Source organism: Bradyrhizobium sp. BR 10261 (assembly GCF_019455395.1).
Lineage (GTDB): Bacteria > Pseudomonadota > Alphaproteobacteria > Rhizobiales > Xanthobacteraceae > Bradyrhizobium > Bradyrhizobium manausense.
In genome coordinates this window covers 24,464-51,223 of the sequence record NZ_JACOFQ010000010.1, presented here as the reverse complement: position 1 = coordinate 51,223, position 26,760 = coordinate 24,464, and the positions used below count along the sequence as shown (strand labels likewise).

Annotated in this window: 27 protein-coding genes and 1 riboswitch; of the genes, 13 read left to right on the top strand and 14 right to left on the bottom strand. The window is 63.9% G+C overall.

Going from position 1 to position 26,760, the window contains the following annotated elements; all coding sequences use genetic code 11:
- The first annotated feature begins 130 nt into the window (after positions 1-130).
- A complete protein-coding gene (locus HYH07_RS13670) occupies positions 131-697 on the top strand; it encodes an SET domain-containing protein (protein WP_220002984.1) in 567 nt (188 codons plus the stop codon).
- A 315-nt stretch (positions 698-1,012) separates the two neighbouring features.
- Here the strand turns inward: HYH07_RS13670 and HYH07_RS13665 are convergent, their stop codons facing one another.
- Entirely contained in the window at positions 1,013-1,411 is a 399-nt protein-coding gene (locus tag HYH07_RS13665; protein WP_220002983.1) for a hypothetical protein, read from the bottom strand.
- Between the two features lie 34 nt (positions 1,412-1,445).
- Positions 1,446-1,676 (bottom strand): hypothetical protein, encoded by a 231-nt coding sequence (locus HYH07_RS13660; RefSeq protein WP_220003133.1) that lies wholly within the window; start codon positions 1,674-1,676, stop codon positions 1,446-1,448.
- Positions 1,677-1,777: 101 nt separating this feature from the next.
- Here HYH07_RS13660 and HYH07_RS13655 point away from each other — a divergent pair, with 101 nt between their 5' ends.
- Entirely contained in the window at positions 1,778-2,599 is an 822-nt protein-coding gene (locus HYH07_RS13655; protein ID WP_220002982.1) for a helix-turn-helix domain-containing protein, read from the top strand.
- Positions 2,600-2,676: 77 nt separating this feature from the next.
- On the top strand, positions 2,677-3,342 hold the full coding sequence (locus tag HYH07_RS13650) for a DsbA family oxidoreductase (protein WP_057747357.1): 666 nt from the start codon (positions 2,677-2,679) through the stop codon (positions 3,340-3,342).
- On the opposite strand, the gene HYH07_RS13645 is transcribed toward HYH07_RS13650, so the two are convergent.
- Positions 3,320-4,513 carry a GNAT family N-acetyltransferase gene (locus HYH07_RS13645; RefSeq protein ID WP_220002981.1) on the bottom strand — a complete coding sequence of 398 codons (1,194 nt, stop codon included), beginning with the start codon at positions 4,511-4,513 and terminating at the stop codon, positions 3,320-3,322. The genes HYH07_RS13650 and HYH07_RS13645 overlap by 23 nt on opposite strands.
- A gap of 167 nt (positions 4,514-4,680) precedes the next feature.
- Between HYH07_RS13645 and HYH07_RS13640 the strand changes: the two genes are divergently transcribed.
- Both HYH07_RS13640 and HYH07_RS13635 read left to right on the top strand, forming a co-directional pair.
- Positions 4,681-5,109 (top strand): YeeE/YedE family protein, encoded by a 429-nt coding sequence (locus HYH07_RS13640; protein WP_220002980.1) that lies wholly within the window; start codon positions 4,681-4,683, stop codon positions 5,107-5,109.
- Positions 5,110-5,114: 5 nt separating this feature from the next.
- Positions 5,115-5,582, top strand: coding sequence for a YeeE/YedE family protein (locus HYH07_RS13635; RefSeq protein ID WP_220002979.1), 468 nt, complete (start codon positions 5,115-5,117; stop codon positions 5,580-5,582).
- A gap of 65 nt (positions 5,583-5,647) precedes the next feature.
- Here the strand turns inward: HYH07_RS13635 and HYH07_RS13630 are convergent, their stop codons facing one another.
- The 3 genes from HYH07_RS13630 to HYH07_RS13620 all read right to left on the bottom strand — a co-directional run bounded on the left by HYH07_RS13630 (position 5,648) and on the right by HYH07_RS13620 (position 7,072).
- Complete coding sequence (locus HYH07_RS13630; RefSeq protein ID WP_220002978.1) at positions 5,648-5,977, bottom strand: hypothetical protein; 330 nt, start codon at positions 5,975-5,977, stop codon at positions 5,648-5,650.
- Between the two features lie 114 nt (positions 5,978-6,091).
- The gene (locus HYH07_RS13625; protein WP_228749522.1) at positions 6,092-6,475 is read right to left on the bottom strand and encodes a hypothetical protein; all 384 of its coding nucleotides are present in this window, start codon (positions 6,473-6,475) and stop codon (positions 6,092-6,094) included.
- 354 nt (positions 6,476-6,829) lie between these two features.
- Positions 6,830-7,072, bottom strand: a complete 243-nt coding sequence (locus HYH07_RS13620) for a PilZ domain-containing protein (RefSeq protein ID WP_220002976.1) — start codon at positions 7,070-7,072, stop codon at positions 6,830-6,832.
- 181 nt (positions 7,073-7,253) lie between these two features.
- Between HYH07_RS13620 and HYH07_RS13615 the strand changes: the two genes are divergently transcribed.
- Positions 7,254-7,547, top strand: a complete 294-nt coding sequence (locus HYH07_RS13615) for an HdeA family protein (RefSeq protein WP_220002975.1) — start codon at positions 7,254-7,256, stop codon at positions 7,545-7,547.
- 135 nt (positions 7,548-7,682) lie between these two features.
- Here HYH07_RS13615 and HYH07_RS13610 read toward each other — a convergent pair whose 3' ends face one another.
- Positions 7,683-8,147 carry a PaaI family thioesterase gene (locus tag HYH07_RS13610; protein WP_220002974.1) on the bottom strand — a complete coding sequence of 155 codons (465 nt, stop codon included), beginning with the start codon at positions 8,145-8,147 and terminating at the stop codon, positions 7,683-7,685.
- A gap of 345 nt (positions 8,148-8,492) precedes the next feature.
- Here HYH07_RS13610 and HYH07_RS13605 point away from each other — a divergent pair, with 345 nt between their 5' ends.
- Together HYH07_RS13605 and HYH07_RS13600 are read left to right on the top strand one after the other, a co-directional pair.
- The gene (locus HYH07_RS13605) at positions 8,493-8,795 is read left to right on the top strand and encodes a hypothetical protein (RefSeq protein WP_220002973.1); all 303 of its coding nucleotides are present in this window, start codon (positions 8,493-8,495) and stop codon (positions 8,793-8,795) included.
- 96 nt (positions 8,796-8,891) lie between these two features.
- Entirely contained in the window at positions 8,892-9,146 is a 255-nt protein-coding gene (locus tag HYH07_RS13600; RefSeq protein WP_220002972.1) for a hypothetical protein, read from the top strand.
- A 30-nt stretch (positions 9,147-9,176) separates the two neighbouring features.
- On the opposite strand, the gene HYH07_RS13595 is transcribed toward HYH07_RS13600, so the two are convergent.
- Both HYH07_RS13595 and HYH07_RS13590 read right to left on the bottom strand, forming a co-directional pair.
- Positions 9,177-9,365 (bottom strand): hypothetical protein, encoded by a 189-nt coding sequence (locus HYH07_RS13595; protein WP_148751438.1) that lies wholly within the window; start codon positions 9,363-9,365, stop codon positions 9,177-9,179.
- Positions 9,366-10,076: 711 nt separating this feature from the next.
- Positions 10,077-10,244: a hypothetical protein gene (locus HYH07_RS13590; RefSeq protein ID WP_220002971.1), complete on the bottom strand. Its 168-nt coding sequence runs from the start codon at positions 10,242-10,244 to the stop codon at positions 10,077-10,079.
- 501 nt (positions 10,245-10,745) lie between these two features.
- Here HYH07_RS13590 and recA point away from each other — a divergent pair.
- Positions 10,746-11,834, top strand: a complete 1,089-nt coding sequence (gene recA, locus HYH07_RS13585) for a recombinase RecA (protein WP_057747344.1) — start codon at positions 10,746-10,748, stop codon at positions 11,832-11,834.
- 437 nt (positions 11,835-12,271) lie between these two features.
- Here the strand turns inward: recA and gcvP are convergent, their stop codons facing one another.
- The 3 genes from gcvP to gcvT all read right to left on the bottom strand — a co-directional run bounded on the left by gcvP (position 12,272) and on the right by gcvT (position 16,825).
- Entirely contained in the window at positions 12,272-15,136 is a 2,865-nt protein-coding gene (gcvP, locus tag HYH07_RS13580; protein WP_220003132.1) for an aminomethyl-transferring glycine dehydrogenase, read from the bottom strand.
- A gap of 162 nt (positions 15,137-15,298) precedes the next feature.
- On the bottom strand, positions 15,299-15,667 hold the full coding sequence (gene gcvH, locus HYH07_RS13575) for a glycine cleavage system protein GcvH (protein WP_220002970.1): 369 nt from the start codon (positions 15,665-15,667) through the stop codon (positions 15,299-15,301).
- Positions 15,668-15,676: 9 nt separating this feature from the next.
- Positions 15,677-16,825, bottom strand: coding sequence for a glycine cleavage system aminomethyltransferase GcvT (gene gcvT / locus HYH07_RS13570; protein ID WP_220003131.1), 1,149 nt, complete (start codon positions 16,823-16,825; stop codon positions 15,677-15,679).
- A 146-nt stretch (positions 16,826-16,971) separates the two neighbouring features.
- Positions 16,972-17,061, bottom strand: a riboswitch (glycine riboswitch).
- Between the two features lie 320 nt (positions 17,062-17,381).
- Here gcvT and alaS point away from each other — a divergent pair.
- Both alaS and HYH07_RS13560 read left to right on the top strand, forming a co-directional pair.
- Complete coding sequence (alaS, locus tag HYH07_RS13565) at positions 17,382-20,060, top strand: alanine--tRNA ligase (RefSeq protein ID WP_220002969.1); 2,679 nt, start codon at positions 17,382-17,384, stop codon at positions 20,058-20,060.
- A gap of 4 nt (positions 20,061-20,064) precedes the next feature.
- Positions 20,065-21,291, top strand: coding sequence for a cyclic nucleotide-gated ion channel (locus HYH07_RS13560; protein WP_220002968.1), 1,227 nt, complete (start codon positions 20,065-20,067; stop codon positions 21,289-21,291).
- Between the two features lie 4 nt (positions 21,292-21,295).
- Here HYH07_RS13560 and HYH07_RS13555 read toward each other — a convergent pair whose 3' ends face one another.
- Together HYH07_RS13555 and HYH07_RS13550 are read right to left on the bottom strand one after the other, a co-directional pair.
- Positions 21,296-21,796: a DUF3455 domain-containing protein gene (locus tag HYH07_RS13555; RefSeq protein ID WP_220002967.1), complete on the bottom strand. Its 501-nt coding sequence runs from the start codon at positions 21,794-21,796 to the stop codon at positions 21,296-21,298.
- Positions 21,797-21,949: 153 nt separating this feature from the next.
- A complete protein-coding gene (locus HYH07_RS13550) occupies positions 21,950-23,164 on the bottom strand; it encodes an NADP-dependent isocitrate dehydrogenase (protein ID WP_057747340.1) in 1,215 nt (404 codons plus the stop codon).
- A gap of 328 nt (positions 23,165-23,492) precedes the next feature.
- Between HYH07_RS13550 and HYH07_RS13545 the strand changes: the two genes are divergently transcribed.
- The gene (locus HYH07_RS13545; protein WP_220002966.1) at positions 23,493-24,692 is read left to right on the top strand and encodes a TrmJ/YjtD family RNA methyltransferase; all 1,200 of its coding nucleotides are present in this window, start codon (positions 23,493-23,495) and stop codon (positions 24,690-24,692) included.
- Between the two features lie 97 nt (positions 24,693-24,789).
- On the top strand, positions 24,790-26,472 hold the full coding sequence (locus HYH07_RS13540; RefSeq protein WP_228749521.1) for a tetratricopeptide repeat protein: 1,683 nt from the start codon (positions 24,790-24,792) through the stop codon (positions 26,470-26,472).
- Positions 26,473-26,760: the final 288 nt, after the last annotated feature.

The window sequence follows — 26,760 nt, the reverse complement described above, 5'->3', positions numbered from 1 at the left end:
TGCACATTGTTCACTGTGGGCAAGCATCAAACGATCCAGGGATAGGCCTGACAGCGGTGCGGAATCGTTCTAGAAGAGCGGCTTCGCTCGGGCTCACGCAGCCTGCTCCGCGTCCTCTGTACACTCGATCATGCCAGATATCGCTCCCCGCAAAGCCTATCGCGTCGGCAAGTCCAAGACGGGACTTGGCCTCTTCGCCACCATGCCGATCAAGAAGGGCACCAGGATCATCCGTTATTTCGGACCGCTCCTGGATTCGCGGATCCCCGCGCACGAGGAGATCGAGAACAAATATCTGTTCGAGCTCAACAACCGCTGGACTATCGACGGCTCGGTGCGCAAGAACCTTGCGCGCTACATCAACCATTCCTGCCGGCCCAATGCCGAATCCGACGTACGCCCACGCGAGCGAAAAGTGTTCATCCGCGCCATCAAGAACATCGAGCCCGGCGAGGAGATCAACTACGACTACGGCACCGATTATTTCAAAGCCTATTTGAAGCCGATCGGCTGCAAGTGCCCGTCCTGCGAAAACAAGCGCAAGAAGCAGCGCGCAGAGGCCCGGGCCGAACGCGCCAAGGTGAAGGCGCGCGCGGAGCGCAAGGCGCAGAAAGCGGGTACAAAAACCACCGCGACGAAAAAGAAGAAGCTGAACGGCAAGCATTTTGCCGGCAAGGTCGGCCGCGCGAAGGGGTAGTTCCCGCCGGGTGGCTGGCTCTCACATCGGTTCCCCCGATTGGTCCTCAGGCTGCAACCGCTCCATGCGCAGTGGCCAGGACATTTACGCGAGCTGCCAGCCCGTCGGGCAAAACACCCTGTCGACCCGCGCCCTAAATGGCGCGTTTCCCGATCGTCACGACGTACGGCGGGGAGCAGCTTGCCACACACGCGGATATCGTAGGGTGGGCAAAGCGAAGCGTGCCCACGACAACCGGAGCGGTGGGCATGGCGCCTTGCGCCTTTGCCCACCCTACGGCACCGCACGTTGCAGCGCGTGCGGGACGCGAGCGCTTCACGCAGCGACCGCACCGCCGCTCTTGCGCAAACCCACATACTGCAACTCGGCGAACACGCCGGTCGCGATCGCCTGCGCCACGACCATGAGTTCGCCGAGAAGGTTCGGCGACACCGCGCCCGAGAACAAGAGCGCGACGCTGCCGATTGTCCAGGCGGCATTGCCGACCACGACCAGCAACACCAGCGGCCTCAGCACCGCTGTGCGTGAAGCGAGCCAGCCGACCAGCGCGGTGTAGGCGATCAGGAACAGGCCGGTTTCGCGCAGCAGTGCCTCGGGCAGATTGAACAGGGTGGCAAATGCGCCTGCACCAAAAGTGAAGCCGAGTGCGGCGACGCCGCTGAAGACGGCGTCGGCGAGCAGGGCGCGGCGCAGGAAGGTGGATGCGTCGATCATCAGAAGTCTCCTAGGTTGGGGTGGCTTGGGGAACTCAATGCCTGCAGCGCCACCAGGCGCGGAGCAGGCGGGCGAGGCGGGACGGGCAGAGGCTCCTGCCGACGTTGTGCTCGAAGGCCGTGACATGTGCGACGACATAGTCGCCGGTCGAATGCACCAGCGGCTCCGGCATGTTGAGGCCGCGCGCCAGCATCCGGGTCGCGAGCGTCATCGCCCAGGGAAGAAGGTGGTCTGCAAGGGTGCGGTAGAGCAGCAGCGCGATCATGGTCATTCTCCTGTGCTCAGGAAGATGCGCTGGCCGGGGGCCCAATTCGATTACCTCGCGGGTAATGGAAGGGGTGAATTACGCATGGTAGGTTTTGGGCCATGAACGCACATGCATCCACGGCACACGCCGAATCCAGCCAGCCGATCCATATCGGTGATCATTTGCGCGAATGGCGGCAGCGCCGCCGCATGAGCCAGCTCGACCTTGCCAGCGAGGCGGAGATTTCGGCGAGGCATCTGAGCTTCGTCGAAACCGGCCGCGCCGCGCCCTCGCGCGACATGGTGCTGCGGCTCGCCGAGCGCCTCGATGTGCCCTTGCGCGAACGTAACGTGCTGCTGGTCGCCGCAGGCTTTGCGCCGGCTTTTCCGCAGCGCTCGCTGGAGGATCCCGCCTTGAAATCAGCCCGCCAGGCGATCGACCTCGTCCTGAAGGCGCACGAGCCAAATCCGGCGCTGGCCTATGATCGGCACTGGAACCTGGTTTCCGCCAACCGCATGGTGGCGCCGCTGCTCGCCGGCGTTCCGGAGCGGCTGCTGGCGCAGCCTCTCAACGTGCTCCGGCTCGCCTTTCATCCCGAGGCACTGGCGCCACGCACGGTCAATCTCGCGGAATGGTGCGCGCATCTGCTCGAGCGTTTGCACCGGCAATGTGAGGCGACGGCCGATCCCGAGCTCGTCAAGCTCTATCAGGACCTCAAGAGCTATCCCATCCCGGCGCGCTCGGGGCCGCTGTCCGGCGACAATGTCGCCATTCCCTTCAAGCTGCGCCAGAATGGAGAGATACTAAGTTTCTTCTCCACCACCATGGTGTTCGGTACGCCCGTCGACATTACCCTGTCGGAACTGGCGCTGGAGACGTTCTTCCCGGCAGACGAGCGCACCGCGGAGCGGCTCAGGCAGATGGCCGCGGCCATGACCTAGCGCCTCATGCGTGACCCTTGCCTCGGGGCGGGTTCGGCTTATCTTGGAGCAAACCCGCACCGCCCAAGGAGGCGCTCATGAGCACCCTCAAACCGCTCCAGATCGATGTCGTCTCCGACGTGGTGTGCCCCTGGTGCTATATCGGCAAGCACCGGATCGAGAGCGCGCTCGCGCTTGTGCCCGACGTTCCGGTCAAGCTGAACTTCCGTCCGTTCTTTCTCAATCCCTGGGTGCCGCGCGAGGGCATCAGCCGCGAGGATTATCTCACCACCAAATTCGGCTCGGTCGAGGCCTATAAGGGCATAGCGGGGCGCGTCGTCGCTGCGGCAAGCGAAGAGGGCCTCGTTTACAAGCCCGAGCTGGTCGCACGGCAGCCCAACACGACCGATTGCCATCGCCTGATCCTGTGGGCCGAGGCGATCGGCAAAGCGCCGGAAATGAAGCAGCGGCTGATGGAGCTGTATTTCCGCGATGGCGGCGATCTCACCGATGTGAACGTCCTGATCCAGGCGGCCGCCGATGTCGGCCTCGATGCCGATGACGTGCGCAAGCGCCTTGCCACCGACGAGGACGTCGCGCGTGTGTCGGCCGATGCGCAGGAGGCCGCCGACAAGGGCATCTCCGGTGTGCCGACCTATGTCTTCGCGCAGAAATACGCCGTTTCCGGCGCGCAGGATCCGAACCTGCTCGCCCGCGCCATTCGCCAGGTGTCGGCGGAGATCAACGCGCAGGCGGCGGAGTAGCGTCGGCTCGGTTGCGGAGCAGACGGATCGCGCGGCGCGCGGCCTCGCGCGCATAGCCGCGTGTGATGAGCGCCGCATGAATGAGCGCCACCATCGGACCATGTCGTCGCAGCGGGATCAACACGTCGCCAATCGCAAGGCGGTCGCGCCAGATCGGGTTGATCATGGGATGGTCGGCGCTCGCGGTCGAATCCGCACTTGCGATGGTCGGATCTGCGCAAAGATGGCGAGTCAGATCGAGCGTGAGCTGGACGCCCGGCGAATATTTTGCGAAGCGCTCGTCGATGCCGAGCTTGAAGAAGAAGGCGCGGTTCTGGTGGCGCAGCACGATGCCGGCCGCCACCGGAATTGTCCCGGCGCGCAAGCTGACGATCTCGCATTGCGCGGTCTCGGCAAGCGCAGGGACGGCGCGGCGAATGAAGGCCGCATCGCCCGTGTCCTGAAGCAGCGCGGTGCCGCGCTTGCCCTTCCAGCCGCTGGCCTCGAGTTGCAGGAAAATTTCGAGCGCGGGCCTGATCTCCTCGACCTTGCGCGCGACGTCGAAGCTGATCGCGCCATGTTCAGCCAGGCGACGACGCTGCCGGCGCAGCTCCTTGAGCCTCTTGGCACCGAGCGCCGCGTGCAGCAGCCTGTCGCCATCCTGTGTTGCATCGAGACTGGCACGGACATGGGCGCCGAGCACGCGCGGCTTCAGGCCGGCCCGGCCAAGCGCTTCCTTGATCGCGCCCATCGCGGCGCCGTCAAGCACAACGTCGCGCAGAACCAGCGCATGCGCACCAGCTTCGCGTGCCCGCTGCAGCAGGCCTGTCGCGGCCTCGGCCGAGACGTCGCGGTCGATCAGCGGACTGCACAGCGTGCCATAGGGATGCGCGCTTACCAGGGCGGGCAGGGGGATCTTGCAGGCCCGCCAGAGCGAGACCACCGGCATCAAGCCGATCAGTCGCCTCGAGGCGCCGGCGCGTACGGACAGGGCCGAGGCACCGATACGGCCGCGCGCGGTCGCGCTGACGGCGAGCTCCCAAGCGGGCAAATAATAGCCGTTCGGCTCGGCCGCCCGCTGCGCCAGCGCGCGCCACTGGCCGGGCTCGATGGCTGTGAGCGGGACGAGCGCAGCCGTTGCATCCTCTGGCGATGCCGGATTGATCGCAGCCTGGTGCGCGATGTCGACCACGTCCGTCGTCCCCGTTCACGCTGGCTCAACCGGCGTTAGGTCGTTATGCTTAGCGCAAAGATTGGAAAATACCGTTGGGACGCCGCTTCATTTCGAGCGGTATTGTTAACGTCTCATTGAGCATCGGGCCGCCTGCTGGCGGATGCCCTCTCGCTGCGGAGGATCAAATGGTCGCCACGTCTTTCACGCCGATTGCCTCGCTCCTCGGCGGTGCGCTGATTGGCCTGTCCGCCGTGCTGCTGATGTGGACGACGGGGCGGATCGCCGGGATCAGCGGCATCGTGGCGCGATTGTTTCCGCCTTACGAGGACCGCGAATTGGCCGGGCGGCTCGCTTTCGTCGTGGGCCTTGTTGCCGCTCCAGTGCTGGTGCGGCTCGTCACCGGAAGCCTGCCGGCGCAGACGATCGCGGCGGGGACGCCGCTATTGGTGATTGCGGGGCTGCTCACCGGATTCGGCGCGGTGTGGGGCTCTGGCTGCACGTCCGGCCACGGTGTCTGCGGTCTGTCACGATTGTCAATGCGTTCGCTGGTCGCGACCATGACCTTCATGGCGACGGGCGTTGCCACCGTCTTCGTGATGCTACACTGGGGCTGAGTGCGATGGCCATCCTCGTCCAATTTGCAATCGGCTTGCTGTTCGGCCTTGGACTTGTCATGTCAGGCATGTCGAATCCGGCAAAGGTGCTGAACTTCCTCGACCTCGGCGGCATCCCGGCAGGGACATGGGACGCGAGCCTCGCCTTCGTGATGGCGGGCGCGGTCGCGGTGACCTTCGTCGGTTTCAGATATGTCCTGAAGCTCGCTCACCCATTTTTCGCGGATCGCTTCCACGTGCCGACGCGCAACGACATCGATCCGAAGATCATCGTTGGTCCCGCGATTTTCGGCATCGGCTGGGGATTGGCGGGCTTCTGTCCGGGACCGGCGCTGACCGCGCTCGGGTTTGGTTCGAGGCCGGCAGTGGTCTTCGTCGTCGCGATGTGCGCCGGCATGGTGCTTGCCCGCTTCATCGCACAGCTGCCGTCAGGGACGCGCGCCGCCTCGCCGGTTCATCCGCTCGAGACCTGACATCCAGACGGGACCGGACGAACTGTCTCATCCGGTCCCTTCAGTCGCTACAGTAGGCGTGTCGATTACCAGCGATCGTCGCCGACTCCGACGCCCACGCTGACACCGGGCGCGCGAATGCCGACGCCGGCCCGCGGGCTGTCATCCCAGTCGCGATAGGTGCGGCGCTCGTAATAGCGTTCACGCGGAATGCGGGCGTAGGAATCGCGCACGATCACGCGTGCGCCGCCATGGGTGCGGTAGCAATTGCCGGCGTCATCGCAGACGAGCCGGACCTCCTGAATGAGATCGGGGCTGGTGTATTCGCTGGTCGTGTAGATATCCGCAGCCTTCGCGCCGCTCCCCGCCGCCAGAGCGCCGACACCGGCCAGCAGTGCAATCGTGAACATCCTCATCCTGTCCTCCTCCGAAACTGCCCTCGGCGGTAACAAGAATGAGAGACCGCGATCGTTCCCGGTTGAATTTCAGGTTTTTCCCGGAACCGGATTGTCGTGCGGCGTGAAGTTTCGCTAGATCGGCTGGTAGGCTTCCGACCCGCAGATATCATCTGCTTCCGCGCGCCGCCGGTCGATGATCTTCCCGCCCGATATCGTGACGATGTAGGTCTGGGTGCCCAGTGCCGAGCCGGTGGCGGCGGTGAGGCTCGCGCGGACGCAGGCCGTCCAGCCCGATCCGCGGACCTCGTGATGGGGCAGGGCGACCTGAACTTCGCGCGGATAGGATGTGTTGAGAAAGACCACGTCAATCTGCTCGCGGACCACGCGCTTGACATCCGGCGGCGGCTCGGGCGGCGGCTGTTCGGCCTCCTTGATGCGCATGAACTCGGGCACTGGCGCGCGGCTGTCGGCAAAGCCGCACGCACCGAGCGCGAGCACGCAGGCAAGCAGCGCCATATGAGCAACAATCCGCAACATTCGTGAAGGTCCCCGCGGGCCAACAGATAGGCGCGAATTCGAACGGAACGAAGTCCTGCCCGATCAACATTTGCTGAAGGGCTGGGGTGCGCCGCGTTAGCTATGATTCGTCGCAGGCGCAGATGGGCGGCGGCCAGCGCCATTCGAACGAGGCGGACAACACGCCCAAGGCCGACGAAAGGCCCAAGCTGGGGTAGCGACCCCGGCGGTTCAGGCCTTTCGCCCTTCAACCAGGTGATCGCGCTCGATGCCGCTGGGATGGCCCGGCGAAGTCCGGATCACAAATTGATGCTTGCGTGCGTGTCGTGCGAACCGTCATTCACATCGTGCGCGCTATTGCACGAAGGCGAGGCCGACGCGCCTGTCGTTTCGCCACACCGCGCGGCAATGCCGCACGAAATTGTCGCATGAAATCGACAGGGTGAACGAATGCGGCAATAAAACAGGATTTTCAAGGTCGATCGCGGCACCGCGGTCCGAGATGTTGCGCACCGTGCAAGCCACGCCGCTGCCTTCATAGGTGACCGTACCACCCTTGAAAACCCGATGACGTTGCGTTGCACGTTTTTCGATCATCCGCGTTGGTCCATAGTGACGATTGTGAAAATAGCGCATAGAAATTGCGTTGATCTAAACTCAATACTGGCGCTACTTGCACGGCGCTTAAGATTTCGTTTACGACGTTGAGGCGGCGGGCTCCGCCGTGTTTATCCCGCAAGCCTTTCCTTTATGGCGTTACGCGCCCATGGAGATTTCGATGAAGACCAAGCTTTCCCTTTTGTTCGCCGCAGCGCTCTCTTTGACATCGATGCCCGCCCACGCCGTCAAGTGGGATCTCTCGACCATGACCTGCAAGCAGTTCCTCGAGAGCGGCGAGGACAACATCGCCGTCGTGCTGACCTGGATGGACGGCTGGTACAAGGGCGACGAGGACAACGCGATCATCGATACCGAGGTCTTCATCGAAAACGCCAAGAAGTTCGGAGCCTATTGCGGAAAGAATCCGACCGTCAGCGTCGTCACCGCGGCCGACGAAATTCTCGGCAAGTAAACCTTGAAGTAGTCCTTGAAGCGAGCGGGCCGAGGCGTGATTGCGACCACGCCTCGCCTCTCGCTTCGATATCATTGTCACCGAAAGCCGCGGTGCGCCTTGCGCGCACGCGGCTCTCCTCGATTCGGACGATGCTCAGCCCGGCAGCATCGCGAACGCGCTCGACACCATCGCGACCTGCTTGTTGTCGGCTGCGGAGAGCAGGGTGACGCGACCGAAGCTCATGGTGCGTCCCAGTCGCACCACGCGCGCATCCGCCAGCACGTCTGACGAGGCGACCGCGCGCATGAAATGCGTGGTCTGGTCCACCGTCGTCATCGGACGATAGCCTTTGTTGGCGGCGAGGTTCGCGATCACCATCGCGGTGTCGGCCAGCGCCATCAAAGCCTGGCCGCAGACAACGCCGCCGTTGCGGCATAGCTTCTCCGCGAACGGCATGCGGAGCAGCGCGCCAGGCTGCCAGTCCTGCGCATCGGCCGGCGGCGCGTCCTCGATGCGCTCGACGGAGAGGTTGAGATCCTGGACCCAGGGCGCAAAGACCTCGCTGAGGATGCGTCTGGCCTCGGCGATGCCGAACTCGGCTTCAGGCTGTGATGGCATTGCGGTCGTTCCCTCCTGTGTTGCCCGATGTTTCGTCCACTCTGCCCGCTCGGCGCGGTGACGTCACTGCTGCGGTCGGCTTGAAAATGCCTGACTTCGCCCGATATGATGCCATGCTTGGGAGCGGGTGGACGATGTTGCGTCGATGTGTCCTGGTTTTTTGCTTGGCCGCGCTTGGCCTGGCGCTGAACGGCTGCACCAAATGCGGTCCGATTTGGGACGACTGGCTCCATGAGCCGAAATCGTGCAGGTCGAATCGGCTCTAGCGGGCTGTAGCGGCGCCCGGCGCTGCGCAGAGGGGCAGGGTGTGGTATCCGCCTTCCATCCATGATCAAGGAGTGAGTGATGAAGCTTTTGCGTATGGCGGCGGTGCTGGCGCTGGTGGCTGGACCGGCCTTCGCGCAGGATGGGGCGGCGCCCCATATCAATTTGATGGCCGATGGCCCGCCCAAGACCGATGATGAGAAGGCCGCGGATGCTGCGCGTGAGAAGGCCTACAAGGAAACGCTGAAGAAGATTCCGGATGCCAAGGCGTCCAACGATCCCTGGGGCGGAATGCGCGCCGACCCGCCGAAGCAGCCCGCGCCGAAGACCTCGGCCGCCACCAGCGCGCCCAAGAAGCCCAAGGCCGGGACGGCCGCCAACTGACCGCGCTCCCGGGGGCGGTTGGCGCCTCCGGCGGGACTCGCCTTTGCCGGATGGCGATCCTACATCCTTCGCAGTGTTGCGTTGAGGAGGCAGGACATGGCGGATCGTCCGCGGGACCTCGCCGAGCGGATGGCGCGCCGGCGCAAACCGGCCGCTGCATCGAGCTCGCCGGCCGGCGACGGCTATCTGCGCGAGAGCTTCACCCTGCCGCGCGCCGCGGCAAGAGCAAGGGCGCAGGCCTTTTTCGCGCGCTATCCGAAAGCCGGTTACATGAGCGAGGTCGAAACCTGGCGCGAATTGCCCGGCGGCGACATCGAATTCACCATGCGGCGGTTGCCCAGCGCGGACTAGTCGTCCCGGTTTCGGGTCAACCCAGCCGGTTCATGCCGTCTTGCGCCCGATGGCCTTCAGTTCCCGATCGATGCGTAACTGCACCCGACGGATCGCCAGGAGGTCGATCTTCGTCTCGGTCTTACCTGTCTTGGTTTCGTCGCCGATCCGGAACTGCCATTGCCACACACCCGGGATCGCCGTCTTTGCAACCGTGAACTCTACGCCCCTGTGATTCATGGTCACCTCCACGATTCACCTATCCATGTGCGCAAACATGTTGGGCGTGAGAATAGTCCGCCGACAAGCGAAATTTGCCGTTAAGTGGAGGAAAATTCACGAAGATCCTGAAAGCGCGCGCAGCTCGAAGCATGCGAAATCAGATTGCGAAAGTCGAGGCCGACGATCTCGGCCTTACGACCAGGAACTCTGTTCATGGCAGGAGAACCACGGAATCGCGCGACATGCGCTCACGCGCGAAAAAAAACCCGCCAGGGGAGAGCCGGGCGGGTAGAAGGTTATTGGAGGCTGAGGTGCTGGGCTGCAACACCATAGCCAAATGACCCTAGCCCGCTCAGCTTACGACAGCCTGACAGAACGGATCGGCGACTGGGCATGGAGGCTCGCTGTTGGTCCACCGGGCCAACCGACGCTGGAGCAGTCGCGTCCCAATTCAGACATCTCCGCGCATAACTTCAGACACAAGCGTTGGCGACACTTACCGCGCACGGCGAAGCCATGGGGGATACGTGGCGCGCCGATAGCGGGGTGGCATCATGGACAAGGTTGAGCGGTCATTCGCCGCCGCGACGGCGGCTGGCTTCGTGGTGTTGGTGATCGGCATCGTGCTGCTGGCGGTGATGTAGGCCAGCCCGAGCGGCACGCGCCGCCATAGCTGCGAAAACAACCCCATGCACAGTAGGCAGCGGCTCGTTTCGCGTGGCCTTATCCTTAGTGCACCTTGATCTCGTCCAGGGGCAGATGCAGATCGGCGGCGCGCTCCTCGCGGTCCTTCTTGCGGAACTCGCTTTCCCTGCGCTCGAACTTCAGCATCTCCTCGAGCGCGGCCGCGCGCAGCTGATTGCGCCTGCTCGCATCATGGTGCGCATCTTCCGTCATGACCCGATCCCCGACTGTCGCGGCGCCGTTCTCAAGGAAACGCCCGCGGCCACAGAAAAGTTCTGTGCCGAAGCATTGCGAAATTATGACGGCAGAACGGCTCTTCCGTCTTTGATACACATCATGTGTCAGAAGAGCGCCGAAAGCTCATTTCGGGAAATAGGACGCCTCATGTTCCCCTGCCGGAACACCGCAGTTTAACGGACTTCACATCCTCCACGATCTCGGTAGAAATACGTGGGCCGGGGCTGGAATTTGATCCCGAACAATTATTGCAACCGGCAAGGGGCCATCGCGAGGTGGCCCCTTTCGATTCCGGCATTCGCAAAGGCGGATGAGGGCAGTCCCAAACTTGTGCCGGCCTAATACGGCCAGCCCCTCCAAATCTGAAAAGAACATATTGCGAACCTAGAACAAATAGTGTACATTGCTTTTATCGACGATCCGCCGCGCCAATCGTTTGTCCCGCACCCGAATCCTCGCCATAAGGAGCACGACCCAATGTCCACCACTGCCCTGCGTATCGTCGAAGGATCTTCCATGGACAAGAGTAAAGCTCTGGCTGCCGCGCTCTCCCAGATCGAGCGTCAGTTCGGCAAGGGCTCGGTGATGAAGCTCGGCAAGAACGACCGTTCGATGGACATCGAGGCAGTGTCGTCAGGCTCGCTCGGGCTCGATATCGCGCTCGGCATCGGCGGCCTGCCCAAGGGGCGCATCGTCGAGATCTACGGGCCGGAATCCTCAGGAAAAACCACGCTGGCGCTGCACACGGTGGCGGAAGCCCAGAAGAAGGGCGGTATCTGCGCCTTCATCGACGCCGAGCACGCGCTCGACCCGGTCTATGCCCGCAAGCTCGGGGTCAACATCGACGAGCTCTTGATCTCCCAGCCCGACACCGGCGAGCAGGCGCTGGAAATCTGCGACACGTTGGTGCGCTCGGGCGCGGTGGACGTGCTGGTGGTCGATTCGGTCGCGGCCCTGGTGCCGAAGGCCGAGCTCGAAGGCGAGATGGGTGATGCGCTGCCGGGTCTTCAAGCGCGGTTGATGAGCCAGGCGCTGCGCAAGCTGACGGCCTCGATCAACAAGTCCAACACCATGGTGATCTTCATCAACCAGATCCGCATGAAGATCGGTGTGATGTACGGCTCGCCCGAAACCACGACCGGCGGCAACGCGCTGAAGTTCTACGCTTCCGTCCGCCTCGACATCCGCCGCATCGGCGCGATCAAGGAGCGCGACGAAGTGGTCGGCAACACGACGCGTGTGAAGGTGGTGAAGAACAAGCTGGCGCCGCCCTTCAAGCAGGTCGAGTTCGACATCATGTACGGCGAGGGCGTCTCCAAGATGGGCGAGATCCTCGATCTGGGCGTCAAGGCCGGCATCGTCGAAAAGTCCGGCGCCTGGTTCTCCTATGACAGCCAGCGCCTCGGCCAGGGCCGCGAGAACTCGAAAGCGTTCCTGAAGTCCAACCCGGACATCACCGCCAAGATCGAGACCGCAATCCGCCAGAACTCCGGCTTGATCTCGGAGCAGATTTTGGCCGGCACGCCCGAGAGCGACGCCGACGGCGAGGAGCCGGCGGACGAGTAAGCCTTAAAGCGAGAAGTTTCCGCGAGGAGCGGGCGCTGAGGACGTTGAGTTGCCGACGTCGTCAGTGCCCGTTTCTTTTTGCGCTGGAGTGACCAGGGGGCGTGATGAGGCGCGTTAGTGGCGCCCTAGTTGCGCGTTCAGGGCCGTAGGGTGGGTTAGCCGCGCGGCTTGCGCGAAGCGCAAACCGCTCGGCGTAACCCACCATTGTTCGTCTGTGCGGAAGCAGAGTTGGTGGGTTACGCCGACGACTGCGCTTTGCGCAGCCGCCTGCTAACCCACCCTACGAAGCTTACTCCGCAGCTTGCGCGTAATCGCTCACCGGCCGGCAGGAGCACACCAGCCGTAGGGTGGGCAAAGGCGCACTTGCGCCGTGCCCACCATCTTTCAACGTGGCGGGTGGTGGTGGGCACGCTTTCGCTTTGCCCACCCTACGAAGCTTACTCCGCAGCTTGCGCGTAATCGCTCACCGGCGGGCAGGAGCACACCAGATTGCGGTCGCCATAGACGTTGTCGACGCGGCCCACCGGGCACCAATATTTGTCGGTGCGCGAGACGCCGTCGGGAAAGCAGCCTTCGCTGCGGGTGTAGGCACGAGCCCACGCATCGTCGGCGATGTCGTGCACCGTGTGCGGAGCGTGACGCAAGGGCGAGGCCTCGATCTTGAAGCGGCCGGCCTCGACCTCGGCGATTTCCTTGCGGATCGCGATCATGGCATCGCAAAAACGATCCAGCTCGGCCTTGGATTCCGACTCGGTCGGCTCGATCATCAGCGTGCCCGGCACCGGGAAGCTCATGGTCGGCGCATGGAAGCCGTAATCGATCAGGCGTTTTGCGATGTCGTCGACAGTGACGCCTGATGTCGCCTTCAGCTGGCGGGGATCGACGATGCACTCATGCGCGACGCGGCCCCTGGCGTTCTTGTAGAGCACCGGGAAATGCGCATCGAGGCGCGCGGCGATGTAATTGGCATTGAGGATCGCGATCTCGGTGGCGCGCGTCAATCCTTCGCCGCCCATCATCAGGATGTAGATGTAGGAGATGGTCAGGATCGAGGCCGAACCGAACGGCGCGGCCGACACCGGGCCGACCGCGGCATCCGCCTTAATTGCTGGGTGACCCGGCAGGAACGGCGCGAGATGCGCCCTCACGCCGATCGGGCCCATGCCGGGGCCGCCGCCGCCATGCGGGATGCAGAAGGTCTTGTGCAAATTGAGATGGCTGACATCGGCGCCGTAATCGCCGGGCCGCGACAGGCCGACCTGCGCGTTGAGGTTGGCGCCGTCGAGATACACCTGGCCGCCATGGCCATGGACGATGTCGCAGATCTCGCGGATATGCTCCTCGAACACGCCGTGGGTCGAGGGATAGGTGATCATCACAGCGGCGAGATCGTTTGAGTGTTTCTCCGCCTTGGCACGGAGATCATTGACGTCGACGTCGCCGTTCTTCTCGCAGGCGACCACAACCACGTCCATGCCGACCATCGCGGCCGAGGCCGGGTTGGTGCCGTGGGCGGAGGAGGGGATCAGGCAGATCTTGCGGTGGCTTTCTCCGCGCGCGGCGTGATAGCCGCGGATCGCCAGCAGGCCGGCATATTCGCCCTGCGCGCCCGAGTTCGGTTGCAGCGAGATCGCGTCATAGCCGGTGATGTCGCAGAGCCATTTCTCCAGCCGTGCGAACAGCGCGTGATAGCCGGCCGCCTGCTCGCGCGGGGCGAACGGGTGCAGCGAGCCGAACTCCGGCCAGGTCAGCGGCATCATCTCAGTGGTCGCGTTCAGCTTCATGGTGCAGGATCCCAGCGGGATCATGGCGCGGTCGAGCGCGAGGTCGCGATCCGAGAGCTTGCGCATGTAGCGCAGCATCTCGGTTTCCGAGCGATGCGCGTGGAACACCGGATGTGTGAGGAACGCAGTGGCGCGCTTCAGCGCTTCCGGCAGCGCCTCGCGCGTGGTGGCGTCGATCTCGGCATAGGACAGCGTGCCGCCGAAAGCGCGCCAGACGGCTTCGACTGTTGCTGATGTCGTGGTCTCGTCGAGTGCGATGCGCAGGGCAACGTCGCCGATGCCGAGATTGATCTTCTCGGCGGCCGCTCGCGCGATGATCTCGGCGCGCTTGGCGCCGGCATCGACGCTCAACGTGTCGAAGAAAGCTTCGCTCTCAGGCGCAAAGCCGAGCTTGCGCAAGCCGGCCGCGAGCACGGCGGCACGGCGATGCACATTGCGCGCGATCTGCGCAAGACCCTCGGGGCCGTGATAGACCGCGTACATCGCGGCGATCACGGCCAGCAGCACTTGCGCGGTGCAGATGTTGGAGGTCGCCTTCTCCCGGCGGATGTGCTGCTCGCGGGTCTGCAGCGCGAGGCGATAGGCGGGGGCGCCGCGGGAATCGACGGAGAGGCCGACGATGCGGCCGGGCAGCGAGCGCTTCAGCGCATCGCGCACCGCCATATAGGCCGCGTGCGGCCCGCCATAGCCCATCGGCACGCCAAAGCGCTGCGCCGAGCCGATCGCGATGTCGGCCCCTAATTCGCCGGGCGAAGCAATCAGCGTCAGCGCCAGCAGATCGGCGGCGACGATTGCGAGCGCGCCCTTGGCCTTCAGCGCTGCGATCGCCGGCCTGAGGTCGCGCAAGGCGCCCGAGGTTCCCGGATATTGCAGCAGCGCACCGAGCACGTCCGCCTTGTCGAGATCGTTGAGGGGATCGCCGACGACCAGATTCCAGCCCAGAGGCTCGGCGCGCGTGCGCATCACCGCGAGCGTCTGCGGATGCACGTCCTTGTCGACGAAGAAAGCTTTCGCCTCGACCTTCGAGTGCCGCTCCGCGAGCGCCATGGCTTCGGCGGCGGCGGTGGCCTCATCGAGCAGCGAGGCGTTGGCGACGTCGAGGCCAGTCAGATCGCAGATCATGGTCTGGAAGTTGAACAGCGCCTCCAGCCGGCCCTGGCTGATCTCGGGCTGATAGGGCGTGTAGGCCGTGTACCAGGCCGGGTTCTCCAGGATGTTGCGCTGGATCACCGCGGGCAAAATCGTGCCGGAATAGCCTTGGCCGATCAGCGAGGTGAAGACCTGGTTCTGACGGGCGAGCTCGGCCATATGCGCGATCGCCTCGGTCTCGCTGAGCGGCTTGCCGAGATCGAGCGGGGCGGCCTGCCGGATCGAGGCCGGCAGCGTTTCCGACATCAACGCGTCGACGCTTTTCGCGCCGACCGTCTCGAGCATTGCGGTGACATCGCGCGCGGAGGGGCCGATGTGGCGGCGGACGAAACTGGCGGTGTCGCCATTGGATTTGCGGTGCGCGGTCATCATGGGTCCTCGCTTTAGATTTTGCTGTCGCTGTCATGCCCCGCGAAAGCGGGGCATCCAGTACACGCAGCCGCTTCGGCTGGGGCCGATAGGCCGCGGCGTACTGGATCGCCCGCCTGCGCGGGCGATGACACGGAATATGAGGTCAGAGTTCGCTTCATCTCACGCCGTGTGTGCCTTGTAGGCGGCTTCGTCCATCAGGCCGCCGAGTTCGCTCTTGTCGGCCATCTTCATCTTGAAGAACCACGCCTTGGTCTGCGCGTCCGAATTCACCAGTGCGGGTTCGGCGGCGAGCGCGTCGTTGGTCTCGACCACCTCGCCCGAGATCGGCGCGTAGACGTCGGAGGCGGCCTTGACCGATTCCACGACGGCGGCAGCTTCCGCCTTCTTCAGGGTGCGGCCGACCTTCGGCAGTTCGACGAACACGACGTCGCCGAGCTGCGACTGCGCGTAATCGGTGATGCCGACGGTGGCGACATCGCCGTCGATCGCGAGCCATTCATGGTCGGAGGTGTACAGCGTCGTGGTCATGATCGATCCTCAGCGTTTGTAGGTGTTTTTCACGAAGGGCATGGCGGCGACGGTGACGGGCAGACGCTGCCCGCGCACCTCGGCGAAGAGCTTTGTCTCGAGCGCGCTCAGGTTCGTGGGCACGTAGCCCATCGCAACAGGCGCGTTCAGGCTCGGGCCGAAGCCGCCCGAAGTGACCTGTCCAATCGGCTCACCGCCCTCGCTACCGGCAAACAGCAGCGCGCCCTCGCGCACGGGCGCGCGGCCCTCGGGCCGCAGGCCGACGCGGCGGCGGGATGCGCCGTGATCAAAATGCGCGAGGATCTTTTCGGCGCCGGGAAAACCGCCGGCGCGCGCGCCGCCGCTGCGGCGGCTCTTCTGCACCGACCATTCCAGCGCGGCTTCGACCGGCGTCGTCGCGGTGTCGATGTCGTGGCCGTAGAGGCAGAGCCCGGCTTCCAGCCGCAGGCTGTCGCGGGCGCCAAGTCCGATCGGCATCACGTCAGGATTTTCCAGCAGCATCTTCGCCAGACGTTCGGCATCCGCCGCAGGCACTGAAATCTCGAACCCGTCCTCGCCGGTGTAGCCGGAGCGTGAGACGAAACACGCGAGGCCGGCAACAATATGCGGGCCGGCATCCATGAACTTCATGGCCGGCGCCGCTGCACATGATTTCGTCAGCGCCGACTCCGCCTTCGGGCCCTGCAACGCAATCAGCGCGCGATCGGCCAGCGAATCGATGACACAGGTGTCGGAGAGATGCGCGCGCAGATGCGCCTCGTCCTCGGCCTTGCAGGCGGCGTTGACCACCAGGAACAAATGGTCGCCGAAATTGGCGACCATGAGATCATCGAGAATGCCGCCGTCCGCATTGGTGAACTGGGCGTAGCGCTGGCGGCCAGGTGCGATCGCCACGATGTCCTGCGGCACCAGCCGCTCCAGCGCGCGGGCGGCATCCTCGACCTTGCCCGACCTTGGCCGGAGGGCGATCTGGCCCATATGGGAGACGTCGAACAGGCCGGCGGAAGTGCGGGTATGGAGGTGCTCTTTCAGCACCCCCGCGGGGTACTGCACGGGCATGTCATAGCCCGCAAACGGCACCATCTTGCCGCCAAGGGACAGGTGCAGGTCGTAAAGAGGGGTACGTTTCAGGGAGTCTTTGTCGTCACGCACGGACATCACGGGGGCCCTCGGCGGTTCCCCGGGGACGATTCCCCGAGACAAACCCATCGAAGCCCCATCTGTCGCTGTGCCTGAGAGTATTATCCCGTCGGCGGACGCTATCCGGGTCTTAAGCCCGCCAGCGCCTCTTTCCAGATGTCGTCAAAGCCACGCGGTCCTTTTGCCTGAGAGTTTCCGGGGCGGTTGCTCCTTCGGCGCCGGCACCCAATGCCGGTCTCTCCCGACGTGGCCGTACGATATAGATGGGTAAAGACCACAGGCCAGCCAAGCCTGTCAACGCAGGACTATCGGCTTTCAACGGGATTGCAGGGGATGACGCGAATGCGGCAACCCTCTGATCTCTCTGCACAGTTTCTGGACAGCGAAGCTGGCCTTGTCTAAAAGCGCTTTGGCCCGCAGATATCAGCCCAAATCGCCAGGTTTGCATGGCAAATTGGCGGGTCCTAAAGCGCGCTGAGAGTCATCGCGCTTTGGCTCTTTGTTTGAGCATGATCTCCGGAAAACCGCTTCACACTTTTCCGGATCATGCTCTAGCACACCCGATTGGATGAACATGAGCGGCGTCAACGAGATCAGGTCGACCTTTCTGAACTTCTTTGCCGAGAACGGCCACGAGATCGTGTCGTCCTCGCCATTGGTGCCGCGCAACGATCCGACGTTGATGTTCACCAATGCCGGCATGGTGCAGTTCAAGAACGTCTTCACCGGCGTCGAGAAGCGGCCCTACCAGCGCGCCACCACGTCGCAGAAATGCGTGCGTGCCGGCGGCAAGCACAACGACCTCGACAATGTCGGCTATACCGCGCGCCATCTCACCTTCTTCGAGATGCTCGGCAACTTCTCGTTCGGCGACTATTTCAAGGAGCGCGCGATCGAGCTGGCCTGGAAGCTCATCACTGAGGATTTCGGGCTGAAGAAGGACAATTTGCTCGTCACCGTCTATCACACCGACGACGAGGCGCACGGGCTGTGGAAGAAGATCGCCGGCTTCTCCGACGACCGCATCATCCGCATCCCGACCTCCGACAATTTCTGGGCGATGGGCGACACCGGCCCGTGCGGCCCGTGCTCGGAAATCTTCATCGACCGCGGTGACCATATCTGGGGCGGCCCTCCCGGCTCGCCGGAAGAGGATGGCGACCGCTTCCTCGAATTCTGGAACCTGGTGTTCATGCAATATGAGCAGGTGACGAAGGAGGAGCGCGTGAATCTGCCGCGCCCCTCGATCGACACCGGCATGGGCCTGGAGCGCATGGCCTGCATCCTGCAGGGCGTCGACAGCGTGTTCGAGACCGATTTGTTCCGCCATCTGATCGACGCGGCGTCGTCGGCGCTGGGCAGCGGGCCGACCGAGCAGAACGCAGCCTCGTTCCGCGTCATCGCCGACCATTTGCGCTCCTCGGCCTTCCTGGTCGCGGATGGCGTGCTGCCTTCCAACGAAGGCCGCGGCTATGTGCTGCGCCGGATCATGCGCCGCGCCATGCGCCATGCGCAGCTGCTCGGGGCGAAAGAGCCGCTGATGCATCGTCTGGTCTGGGCGCTGGTCCGTGAGATGGGCCAGGCCTATCCCGATCTGATGCGCGCGGAGAATTTGATCGAGGAAACGCTGCGGCTGGAAGAGACGCGCTTCCGCAAGACTCTTTCGCGCGGCTTGGCGATTCTCGACGAGAAGAGCGCGTCCCTGAAGAAGGGCGACATGTTCGACGGCGACGTCGCCTTCACGCTGTACGATACCTATGGTTTTCCGCTGGACCTGACGCAGGACGCGCTGAAGTCGCGCGGCATCGGCGTCGACCAGGCCGCGTTCACCGACGCCATGGAGCGGCAGAAGGCCAAGGCGCGCGAGTCCTGGAAGGGCTCGGGCGAGGCGGCGAGCGAGGCAATCTGGTTCCCGCTGCGCGAGAAGCTCGGGGCGACCGAATTTTTGGGCTACGAGACCGAGAGCGCTGAGGGCGTCGTCTCGGCGCTGGTGAAGGACGGCGCCGAAGTTGGCAGCCTCAAGGCTGGCGAGACGGGCGCGATCGTGTTGAACCAGACGCCGTTCTACGCAGAATCGGGCGGCCAGGTCGGCGACACCGGCGTGCTGACGGGCGAGGGCGGCATCAAATTCCGCGTCACCGACACGCAGAAGAAGCTCGGCGATTTCTTCGTGCATGTCGGCACGGTGGAGGGCGGCGAGCTGAAGGTCGGCACGGCGCTGCAGCTCGAGGTGGATCATGCGAGGCGCTCGTCGATCCGCGCGCATCACTCGGCGACGCATCTCATTCACGAGGCGCTGCGCCAGGTGCTCGGCGATCACATCGCCCAGCGCGGCTCGATGGTCGCGCCTGATCGTTTGCGCTTCGACTTCGTGCATCCGAAGCCGATCACGCCGGAAGAACTTGCCCGCGTCGAGGACATCGCCAATGACGTGGTGCTTGAGAACGACGAGGTCACGACGCGCGTGATGGGCGTGGATGAAGCCCGCGAGGCCGGCGCGCGTGCACTGTTCGGCGAGAAGTATGGCGACGAGGTGCGTGTCGTCTCGATGGGCAAGACCGCGCGCGAGCGCGGCGCCAATGCGCTCGGCTGGTCGGTCGAACTCTGCGGCGGCACCCATGTGCGGCGCACCGGCGATATCGGCCTGATCACGCTGACCGGCGAGAGCGCGGTCGCCTCCGGTGTGCGCCGCATCGAGGCGCTCACTGGAAACTACGCCCGCAAGCACGCCAACGACACCATGGCGCTGGCGAAGACCGCGGCGAATGAGCTGCGTACCTCGCTCGACGACGTTCCGGCGCGCATTACCGCGCTGATGGAAGAGCGCAAGAAGCTCGAGCGCGAGCTCTCCGATGCCCGCAAGAAGCTGGCGATGGGTGGCGGCGCGGCGGCCGGTGGCGGTGCAGCGTCCGGCGTGCGCGAGGTCGGCGGCGTCAAGCTGATGGCGCGCGCGGTCGAGGGCATCGAGATGAAGGATCTCAAGAGCCTCGCCGACGAGGCCAAGAAGCAGATCGGCTCCGGCGTGGTCGCCATCGTCGGCGTCACCGAGGACGGCAAGGCGGGCGTCGTGGTCGGCGTCACCGCCGAACTCACCGCGCGCTTCAACGCGGTGAACCTCGTGCGCGTCGCCTCCGAGGCGCTCGGCGGCAAGGGCGGCGGCGGCCGTCCCGACATGGCGCAGGCCGGTGGCCCCGACGGCGCCAAGGCGACCGAGGCGCTCGCTGCGATCGAAAAAGCGATGGGGGCTGCGTGAAGCCATGCGCCTCGTTCCGCGAGGACGTGGGCTTCGCGATCCCAACCTAAGGGATCGCCTCTACGAATTGCTGGAGCACGATCCCTTGGCCTACTCGGTCGGATCGCGCTTCATCCAGCTGGTCATCAGTGTCATCGTGCTCGACGTGGTCGCGATGATCCTCGCCTCGGTGCCGGAGCTGGACGCGCAGTACGGCACGCTCTTTTCGGCGATCAAGATCGTCTCCATTGTCGTGTTCGCGCTGGAATACGCGGCGCGGCTGTGGACGGTGGCGGGCCACACGCCGCGCAAGGGCTCGGCGCTGTCGGACCGGCTCGGCTACGCCTTCTCGGCGCTCGGCATCATCGACCTCATGGCGTTCCTGCCCGCTGCAATCGTGCTGGTGATGGGGCGCCACGCGACGCTCGCCGCACTTGGCGTGCTGCCGTTCTTCAAGCTGATACGGTATTCGCCGGCGATGCGCTCGCTGCTCGCGGCCGTGCATGCCGAGCGGCGCGCGCTGATCGGCTGCGTCGTCATCCTGATCGGCGTGGTGCTGACCTTCGCCTCGCTGCTTTATGCCATCGAGCGCGACGTGCAGCCGACCAAGCTCGGCACCATTCCTGAGGCGATGTGGTGGGCGATCGTGACGCTCGGCACCGTCGGCTATGGCGACGTCGTGCCGGTGACGGCGCTCGGAAAATTTGTCTCGGTGTTCGCGATCATCTCGGGCTTCGCCATGATCGCGCTGCCGGTCGCGATCATCTCGACCGCCTTTGCCGAAGAGGTGAAGCGGCGCGACTTCGTCGTCACCTGGGGCATGCTGGCGCGGGTGCCGCTGTTCTCGCATTTGTCAGCCGCCGAGATCGCCGACATCATGCGGCTCTTGCGCGCCCGCACCGTCGAGCAGGGCGAGATATTGGTGCGACGGGGGGATCCCGCCTCGTCGATGTATTTCATCACCGCGGGCGAGGTCGAGATCACGCTGCCGAACCAGCAGGTGCGGCTCGCGGACGGTACCTTCTTCGGCGAGATCGCACTGCTGCATAAAACAAAACGCAGCGGCACGGTGACCGCGACGCGCAAGACGCGGCTGCTGGTGCTGGACGCGCAGCATTTTCACGCCCTGATCGAGCGCATGCCGACGCTCGCCGCCCATGTCCACAACACCGCGAAAGCGCGGCTGGAGGAGACCGGCGATCTCGCGGCGACGGAGCTGGCGCAGGCCGAGCGAGAGCGCACCGACCGCTGAGCGGTCAGCCCCTCCTCAGGAAGATGTAGTCGGCCGAGTAGGGCGCGCTTCTGAACTCGCCGGCCTTGTCGCAGGACCCGTCGAGCTTGCCGCCATGGGTGTTGATGCGCTGGACTGTCGTCACCCGCGTCAGCACGCCGCTGCCGCGGCGGGAGGCGACCTCCAGCTTCAGCCACGGGATATCAGCCGCCGTGGCACCGGATGCATTGCCGATGGCCTTGCCGACCACGGCGCTGCCGTCGGCGAGCTCCCAGTTCGGGCCGGCATAGTGGCGGCCGATGGTCTTGCCTTCGGAGAGCAGTGTCGCGATGGGCTCGCGGAAGGTCCAGGCGAGCTTGCCGTCGGTGCCCGCCTTGCACTCATAGACCTGCGCGCCCTCGGCATGGACGCTGAGCACGGCGGTTTCACCCGGGGCGGCAATGGCGTCGGGCAGGGGATCAGCAGCGAATGCGGACGTGCTTGTCAGCGCGGCGAGTGCGAAGGCAAGGCTCTTGAATGTCGGCATGCTGCGTCCTCGGAAAAGGTCTCGTCATTGCGAGGAGCTCGCGACAAAATTGCGAAGCAATTTTGCGCTGAAGCGACGAAGCAATCCAGCCTGTCCCCGCGGAGGGATTCTGGATTGCTTCGCTATGCTCGCAATGACGGCGTGGTTGGCAGCTTACGCCGCGAGCGCCTTCACCAGATTGTCAGCGACCTTGTCGAGGAAGCCGGTGGTCGAGAGCCAGCGCTGGTCGGCGCCGACCAGCAGCGCGAGGTCCTTGGTCATGTAGCCTTCCTCGACGGTGTCGACGCAGACCTTCTCCAGCGTCGAGGCGAACTTCGCCAGTTCGGGGTTGTTGTCGAGCTTGGCGCGATGGGCGAGGCCTCTCGTCCAGGCGAAGATCGAGGCGATCGAGTTGGTCGAGGTCTCCTTGCCCTTCTGGTGCTCGCGGTAGTGGCGGGTCACGGTGCCGTGGGCGGCTTCGGCCTCGACGGTCTTGCCGTCCGGGGTGAGCAGCACCGAGGTCATCAGGCCGAGCGAGCCGTAGCCCTGCGCGACCGTGTCGGACTGCACGTCGCCGTCGTAGTTCTTGCAGGCCCAGACATAGCCGCCGGACCATTTCAGCGCCGAGGCCACCATGTCGTCGATCAGGCGGTGCTCGTAGGTCAGGCCCTTGGCGTCGAACTCCTTCTTGAACTCCTTGTCGAAGATCTCCTGGAAGATGTCCTTGAAGCGGCCGTCATAGACCTTGAGGATGGTGTTCTTGGTCGACAGGTACACCGGATAGCCGCGCAAGAGGCCATAGTTGAACGAGGCGCGGGCGAAGTCGATGATGCTGTCGTCGAGGTTGTACATCTCCATGGCGACGCCGGCGCCCGGAGCCTTGAACACCTCCTTCTCGATCACGGTGCCGTCCTCGCCGACGAACTTCAGCGAGAGCGTGCCCTTGCCGGGGAATTTGATGTCGGTGGCGCGGTACTGGTCGCCATAGGCGTGGCGGCCGATGATGATCGGCTTGGTCCAGCCCGGAACCAGGCGCGGCACGTTCTTGCAGATGATCGGCTCGCGGAAGATCACGCCGCCGAGGATGTTGCGGATGGTGCCGTTCGGCGACTTCCACATCTGCTTGAGGCCGAACTCCTTCACCCGAGCCTCGTCAGGGGTGATGGTGGCGCACTTGACGCCGACGCCGACCTTCTTGATCGCCTCGGCGGCGTCGATGGTGACCTGATCGTTGGTCTTGTCGCGGTACTCCATGCCCAGGTCGAAATAGAGCAGCTCGACATCCAGGAACGGGTTGATCAGCTTGTCCTTGATGTACTGCCAGATGATCCGGGTCATCTCGTCGCCATCGAGCTCGACGACGGGATTGGATACCTTGATTTTTGCCATGATCGGGGAAGCCCTCTTGGGAACGGCGCCATTGGCGCCAACGTGAATATCCGCCGCCTCTTAGCACTGGATCGCGGCCGGCGAAAGCCAAGCGATTATGCACTTTTAGCCCATCCAGCTTCCACAGACGGGGAGCGGGGCCCCGGGGCGGGGGTGAGGTTTCAGGCGAGATTCAAAAGTCGAATCCAAGCCGTTATTTCCCTTGAGAATTTTCTCAGGACAGGCAAACGACAGGCGGGCAGAGCCCGGGCCGGCCGGTAGCCGCCTTGAATCATTTCTTAAGTGGGCCTTGCCAAGGCCTTGAGAGACAGTGTGAAAGCGAAGCCAGATGTCGGGGACTGACAAGAGCAAGACGGGCCTTTCCCTCGACGGTCCCATCGTCATCCTGGTCGAGCCGCAGCTCGGTGAAAACATCGGCATGGCCGCGCGCGCCATGGGCAATTTCGCGCTTGGTGCCTTGCGCATCGTCAACCCGCGTGACGGCTGGCCCAACATCGCCGCGCAGCGGGCAGCTGCCGGCGCCGACCACATCCTGGAAAAGGTCGAACTGTTCGACACCGTCGAGCAGGCGGTTGCGGACCTCGACCTCTTGTTCGCCACCACCGCGCGCCCCCACGACCAGGCCAAGCCCGTGGTCGGGCCGGAGGCGGCAGCCAGCGAGATCGCCGGGCACCTCGCGAGGGGCGGCAGGTGCGGTATCCTGTTCGGCCGCGAGCGCTGGGGGCTGACCAACGAGGAGGTCGGACTCTCCAACCGCATCATCACCTTCCCGGTCAATCCGGGCTTTGCCTCGCTCAACCTCGCCCAGGCGGTGCTGCTGGTCGGCTACGAATGGTTCAAGCTGATGACGGCGGGCGAGCTGCCTCACGCCATGCCCGAGCGGTCTGAGCGCGCCTCGCAGCACCAGATCAACGCCTTCTTCGAGAACCTGGTCCGCGAGCTCGACAAGGTCGAATTCCTGCGGCCGGCCGAGAAGCGCGACACCATGCTGGTGAACCTGCGCAACATCTTCACCCGCATGGAGCCGACCAAGCAGGACATGCACACGCTCCACGGGGTGGTGATGGCGATCGCGGAAGGGCGCAAGGGCCCGGCCAAGGGCGGCGTGCTCGACGGCGAGCAGGCCACGCGCCTGCGCGCGCTATTGGCGGAGCACGGGCAGGCTGGCGGGGCGCCCGACAGCGGCTCCACGGTGCGCGGCCTTGCCCGCCTGCTCCGGCGCAACCCGACGGATGCCGAACGTTTGCTGTGGCAGGCGCTCACGCGCGACCGTCGCTTTGCAGGCCAGTTCAAGCGCCAGACTCCGGTCGGGCGGCATATTCCGGACTTCGTCTCGTTTCCGCACCGGATCGCGATCGAGCTGGTCAATCCGGGCGAGGGCGAGACAATTGCCGCTGATCGCGCGTCGCGGCGGGCGTGGCTGGAGGCGCGGGATTATCGCGTGCTGGAGATCCGGGCCGCAGATGTGGAGCGAGATCTGGAGACGGAGCTGGTGCGGCTGCAGGGGATGATCGAGGAAGCGACCTAGCCTCGACCAACGAACCCACAAGACTGCCGCAACCGAGGGCTGTGCAGACACGTATTCGGTTGCTATGACAGTTCCCGGGAATGAAGTTGGGGACTGCATGTTTGGAATGACAGGTCGCGCACTCGTCGGTGCGGCAGCGGGTGTGGGTGCGTTGGCGCTAACGACCTTGCTGGAAATCTCAAGTGCCCGCGCGGAAATGCCTTTGACCGCCAAGTGCAACGCGGTTGGAAATTTCAGTGTTGATGACCGGATCGCGGGCTGCACCGCCATGATTCAAGCGGCGACGGACATGCAGCAGGGGGTGGTCATGGCGCACTTCCGACGCGCCATGTTCTACCGCCAGAAAGGTGAGATCGACCTTGCGATCGCTGACTACGACCAGATCATCGAGCACTATCCAGACAATCTGAACGCTCGACTGGATAGGGCTTCTGCGCATATCCAAAAGCACGAGTTCGAGGCCGCATTGCCTGACTATAGCAAGGTGATCGAACTCGATCCCAAGAATACCTATGCATATCTCGGACGAGCTTACGTCTACACGGCGAAACGCGACTACGTTCGCGCGATCTCCGATTATGATCAGGCCCTTCTGATCCACCCGGACAATCTTAAAGCACACGTCGACCGCGGCCTTGCTTACATCCGTGACGGGGATCCGGATCGGGGTATGGCCGACTGTGATCGGGCGGTCGAGATCAGCGCGCAAAACGGCGATGGCCAATTGTGCCGTAGCCGGGCTTACCTCGCGAAGGGCAACAGAGAGCTGGCCTTGGCTGAACTCGACCGAACTAGTCAGATTAGTCGAAAAGATGGGAGCTTCTACAACTTCCGTGCCCAGTCGTTCCTCCAATTGGGCGATTTCAACCGAGCTATGGCCGACTTCGATAGAGTCATCGAGCTAAATCCACGAAGCCGATACGCATACATCTGCCGCGGTCTCGCCCGTTCTGGAAATGGCGACTATGATCGTGCCATCGCGGATTACACCCAGGCATTGCAGTTGGCGCATCAGAGTCCCAAGACCCTTGGTGACGCAAAGGCCCAGAGCCAAGGCCAAGATGACAGCGCCGGTCCCCTGTCGATCGACAGTGAACCACTTGCAATTGCGTCTGAGGATAGTCCTGCGCTTCGGGCACGGGGAGCAGCGTATTACGCCAAGGGGGATTTCGACCATGCTCTCGCGGACTATAATGAGGCGATCCGTTTTAATCCTAAGGACGTTGGTGCGCTCGCGCTCCGCGCCAATGTATACAGGGCCAAAGGTGATTTCGATCGCGCCATCGCGGATTATGATCAAATCTTGCTAACCAACACCAGGGATTCGCGCGCCTACTTTCATCGTGCGAGGGTCTATTGGCAGATGGCATCGTTCGCAAAATCGTTGACCGATCTCGATCAGTCAATCCAGCTCAATCCAAAGGATGCCTATCCGGTCTTGTGGCGCGAAATTGTCGCAAGGCGCGGTGACCAACCGAGCCGGCTGAGCGAGGCCGCAAAGCAGCTGGACACAACAAAATGGCCCGCGCCGATCGTCAATCTCTTTCTCGGCACGATGACGCCAGAACAAGTGCTCAGCGCTGCCAACGATGCCGACCCCGTGAAGAAAAAGGGGCAGGTCTGCGAGGCGAATTTCTATGGTGCAGAACTCGCCTTGCTACGCGGCTCGAAGGAAGAGGCGTTGAAGCTGCTCGATCTGGCTGCTGCCGATTGTCCGAAGACCTTTATCGAGAAGCAGGCTGCCGACGTCGAGGTTAGCTCGCTGCGAGCGAGCCACTGACGGGCGTTGGTGGATTACGCCCCGCAGATGCGCTTTGCGCATCCGCAGGGCTAATCCACCCTACGCACCGGTTGCGAAGTTAGTCTCGTAGGGTGGGCAAAGGCGCATTGCGCCGTGCCCACCGCTTTTGTGTCGGAAAGAGATGGTGGGCACGCTTCGCTTTGCCCACCCTACGGCACTGCCGATGTGGAAATTAGCTCGCTGCGAGCGGGCCGCTGATCCGTCAGGCACGGCCCGCGTCGTTTCGCCTACAGCTTGCAATCGGTCGGTTGCTAATGCTACGGTTGG

Coding starts and splice junctions, on each gene's coding strand:
- HYH07_RS13600 (WP_220002972.1), top strand. CDS start 8,892: ATGGCGGATCGTCCGCGGGACCTCGCCGAGCGGATGGCGCGCCGGCGC.
- HYH07_RS13670 (WP_220002984.1), top strand. CDS start 131: ATGCCAGATATCGCTCCCCGCAAAGCCTATCGCGTCGGCAAGTCCAAG.
- HYH07_RS13595 (WP_148751438.1), bottom strand. CDS start 9,365: ATGAATCACAGGGGCGTAGAGTTCACGGTTGCAAAGACGGCGATCCCG.
- HYH07_RS13630 (WP_220002978.1), bottom strand. CDS start 5,977: ATGAGGATGTTCACGATTGCACTGCTGGCCGGTGTCGGCGCTCTGGCG.
- HYH07_RS13650 (WP_057747357.1), top strand. CDS start 2,677: ATGAGCACCCTCAAACCGCTCCAGATCGATGTCGTCTCCGACGTGGTG.
- HYH07_RS13615 (WP_220002975.1), top strand. CDS start 7,254: ATGAAGACCAAGCTTTCCCTTTTGTTCGCCGCAGCGCTCTCTTTGACA.
- recA (WP_057747344.1), top strand. CDS start 10,746: ATGTCCACCACTGCCCTGCGTATCGTCGAAGGATCTTCCATGGACAAG.
- alaS (WP_220002969.1), top strand. CDS start 17,382: ATGAGCGGCGTCAACGAGATCAGGTCGACCTTTCTGAACTTCTTTGCC.
- HYH07_RS13540 (WP_228749521.1), top strand. CDS start 24,790: ATGTTTGGAATGACAGGTCGCGCACTCGTCGGTGCGGCAGCGGGTGTG.
- HYH07_RS13655 (WP_220002982.1), top strand. CDS start 1,778: ATGAACGCACATGCATCCACGGCACACGCCGAATCCAGCCAGCCGATC.
- gcvP (WP_220003132.1), bottom strand. CDS start 15,136: ATGACCGCGCACCGCAAATCCAATGGCGACACCGCCAGTTTCGTCCGC.
- HYH07_RS13605 (WP_220002973.1), top strand. CDS start 8,493: ATGAAGCTTTTGCGTATGGCGGCGGTGCTGGCGCTGGTGGCTGGACCG.
- HYH07_RS13550 (WP_057747340.1), bottom strand. CDS start 23,164: ATGGCAAAAATCAAGGTATCCAATCCCGTCGTCGAGCTCGATGGCGAC.
- HYH07_RS13555 (WP_220002967.1), bottom strand. CDS start 21,796: ATGCCGACATTCAAGAGCCTTGCCTTCGCACTCGCCGCGCTGACAAGC.
- HYH07_RS13665 (WP_220002983.1), bottom strand. CDS start 1,411: ATGATCGACGCATCCACCTTCCTGCGCCGCGCCCTGCTCGCCGACGCC.
- gcvT (WP_220003131.1), bottom strand. CDS start 16,825: ATGTCCGTGCGTGACGACAAAGACTCCCTGAAACGTACCCCTCTTTAC.
- HYH07_RS13560 (WP_220002968.1), top strand. CDS start 20,065: ATGCGCCTCGTTCCGCGAGGACGTGGGCTTCGCGATCCCAACCTAAGG.
- HYH07_RS13640 (WP_220002980.1), top strand. CDS start 4,681: ATGGTCGCCACGTCTTTCACGCCGATTGCCTCGCTCCTCGGCGGTGCG.
- HYH07_RS13610 (WP_220002974.1), bottom strand. CDS start 8,147: ATGCCATCACAGCCTGAAGCCGAGTTCGGCATCGCCGAGGCCAGACGC.
- HYH07_RS13590 (WP_220002971.1), bottom strand. CDS start 10,244: ATGACGGAAGATGCGCACCATGATGCGAGCAGGCGCAATCAGCTGCGC.
- gcvH (WP_220002970.1), bottom strand. CDS start 15,667: ATGACCACGACGCTGTACACCTCCGACCATGAATGGCTCGCGATCGAC.
- HYH07_RS13625 (WP_228749522.1), bottom strand. CDS start 6,475: ATGGCGCTGCTTGCCTGCGTGCTCGCGCTCGGTGCGTGCGGCTTTGCC.
- HYH07_RS13545 (WP_220002966.1), top strand. CDS start 23,493: ATGTCGGGGACTGACAAGAGCAAGACGGGCCTTTCCCTCGACGGTCCC.
- HYH07_RS13620 (WP_220002976.1), bottom strand. CDS start 7,072: ATGATCGAAAAACGTGCAACGCAACGTCATCGGGTTTTCAAGGGTGGT.
- HYH07_RS13660 (WP_220003133.1), bottom strand. CDS start 1,676: ATGATCGCGCTGCTGCTCTACCGCACCCTTGCAGACCACCTTCTTCCC.
- HYH07_RS13635 (WP_220002979.1), top strand. CDS start 5,115: ATGGCCATCCTCGTCCAATTTGCAATCGGCTTGCTGTTCGGCCTTGGA.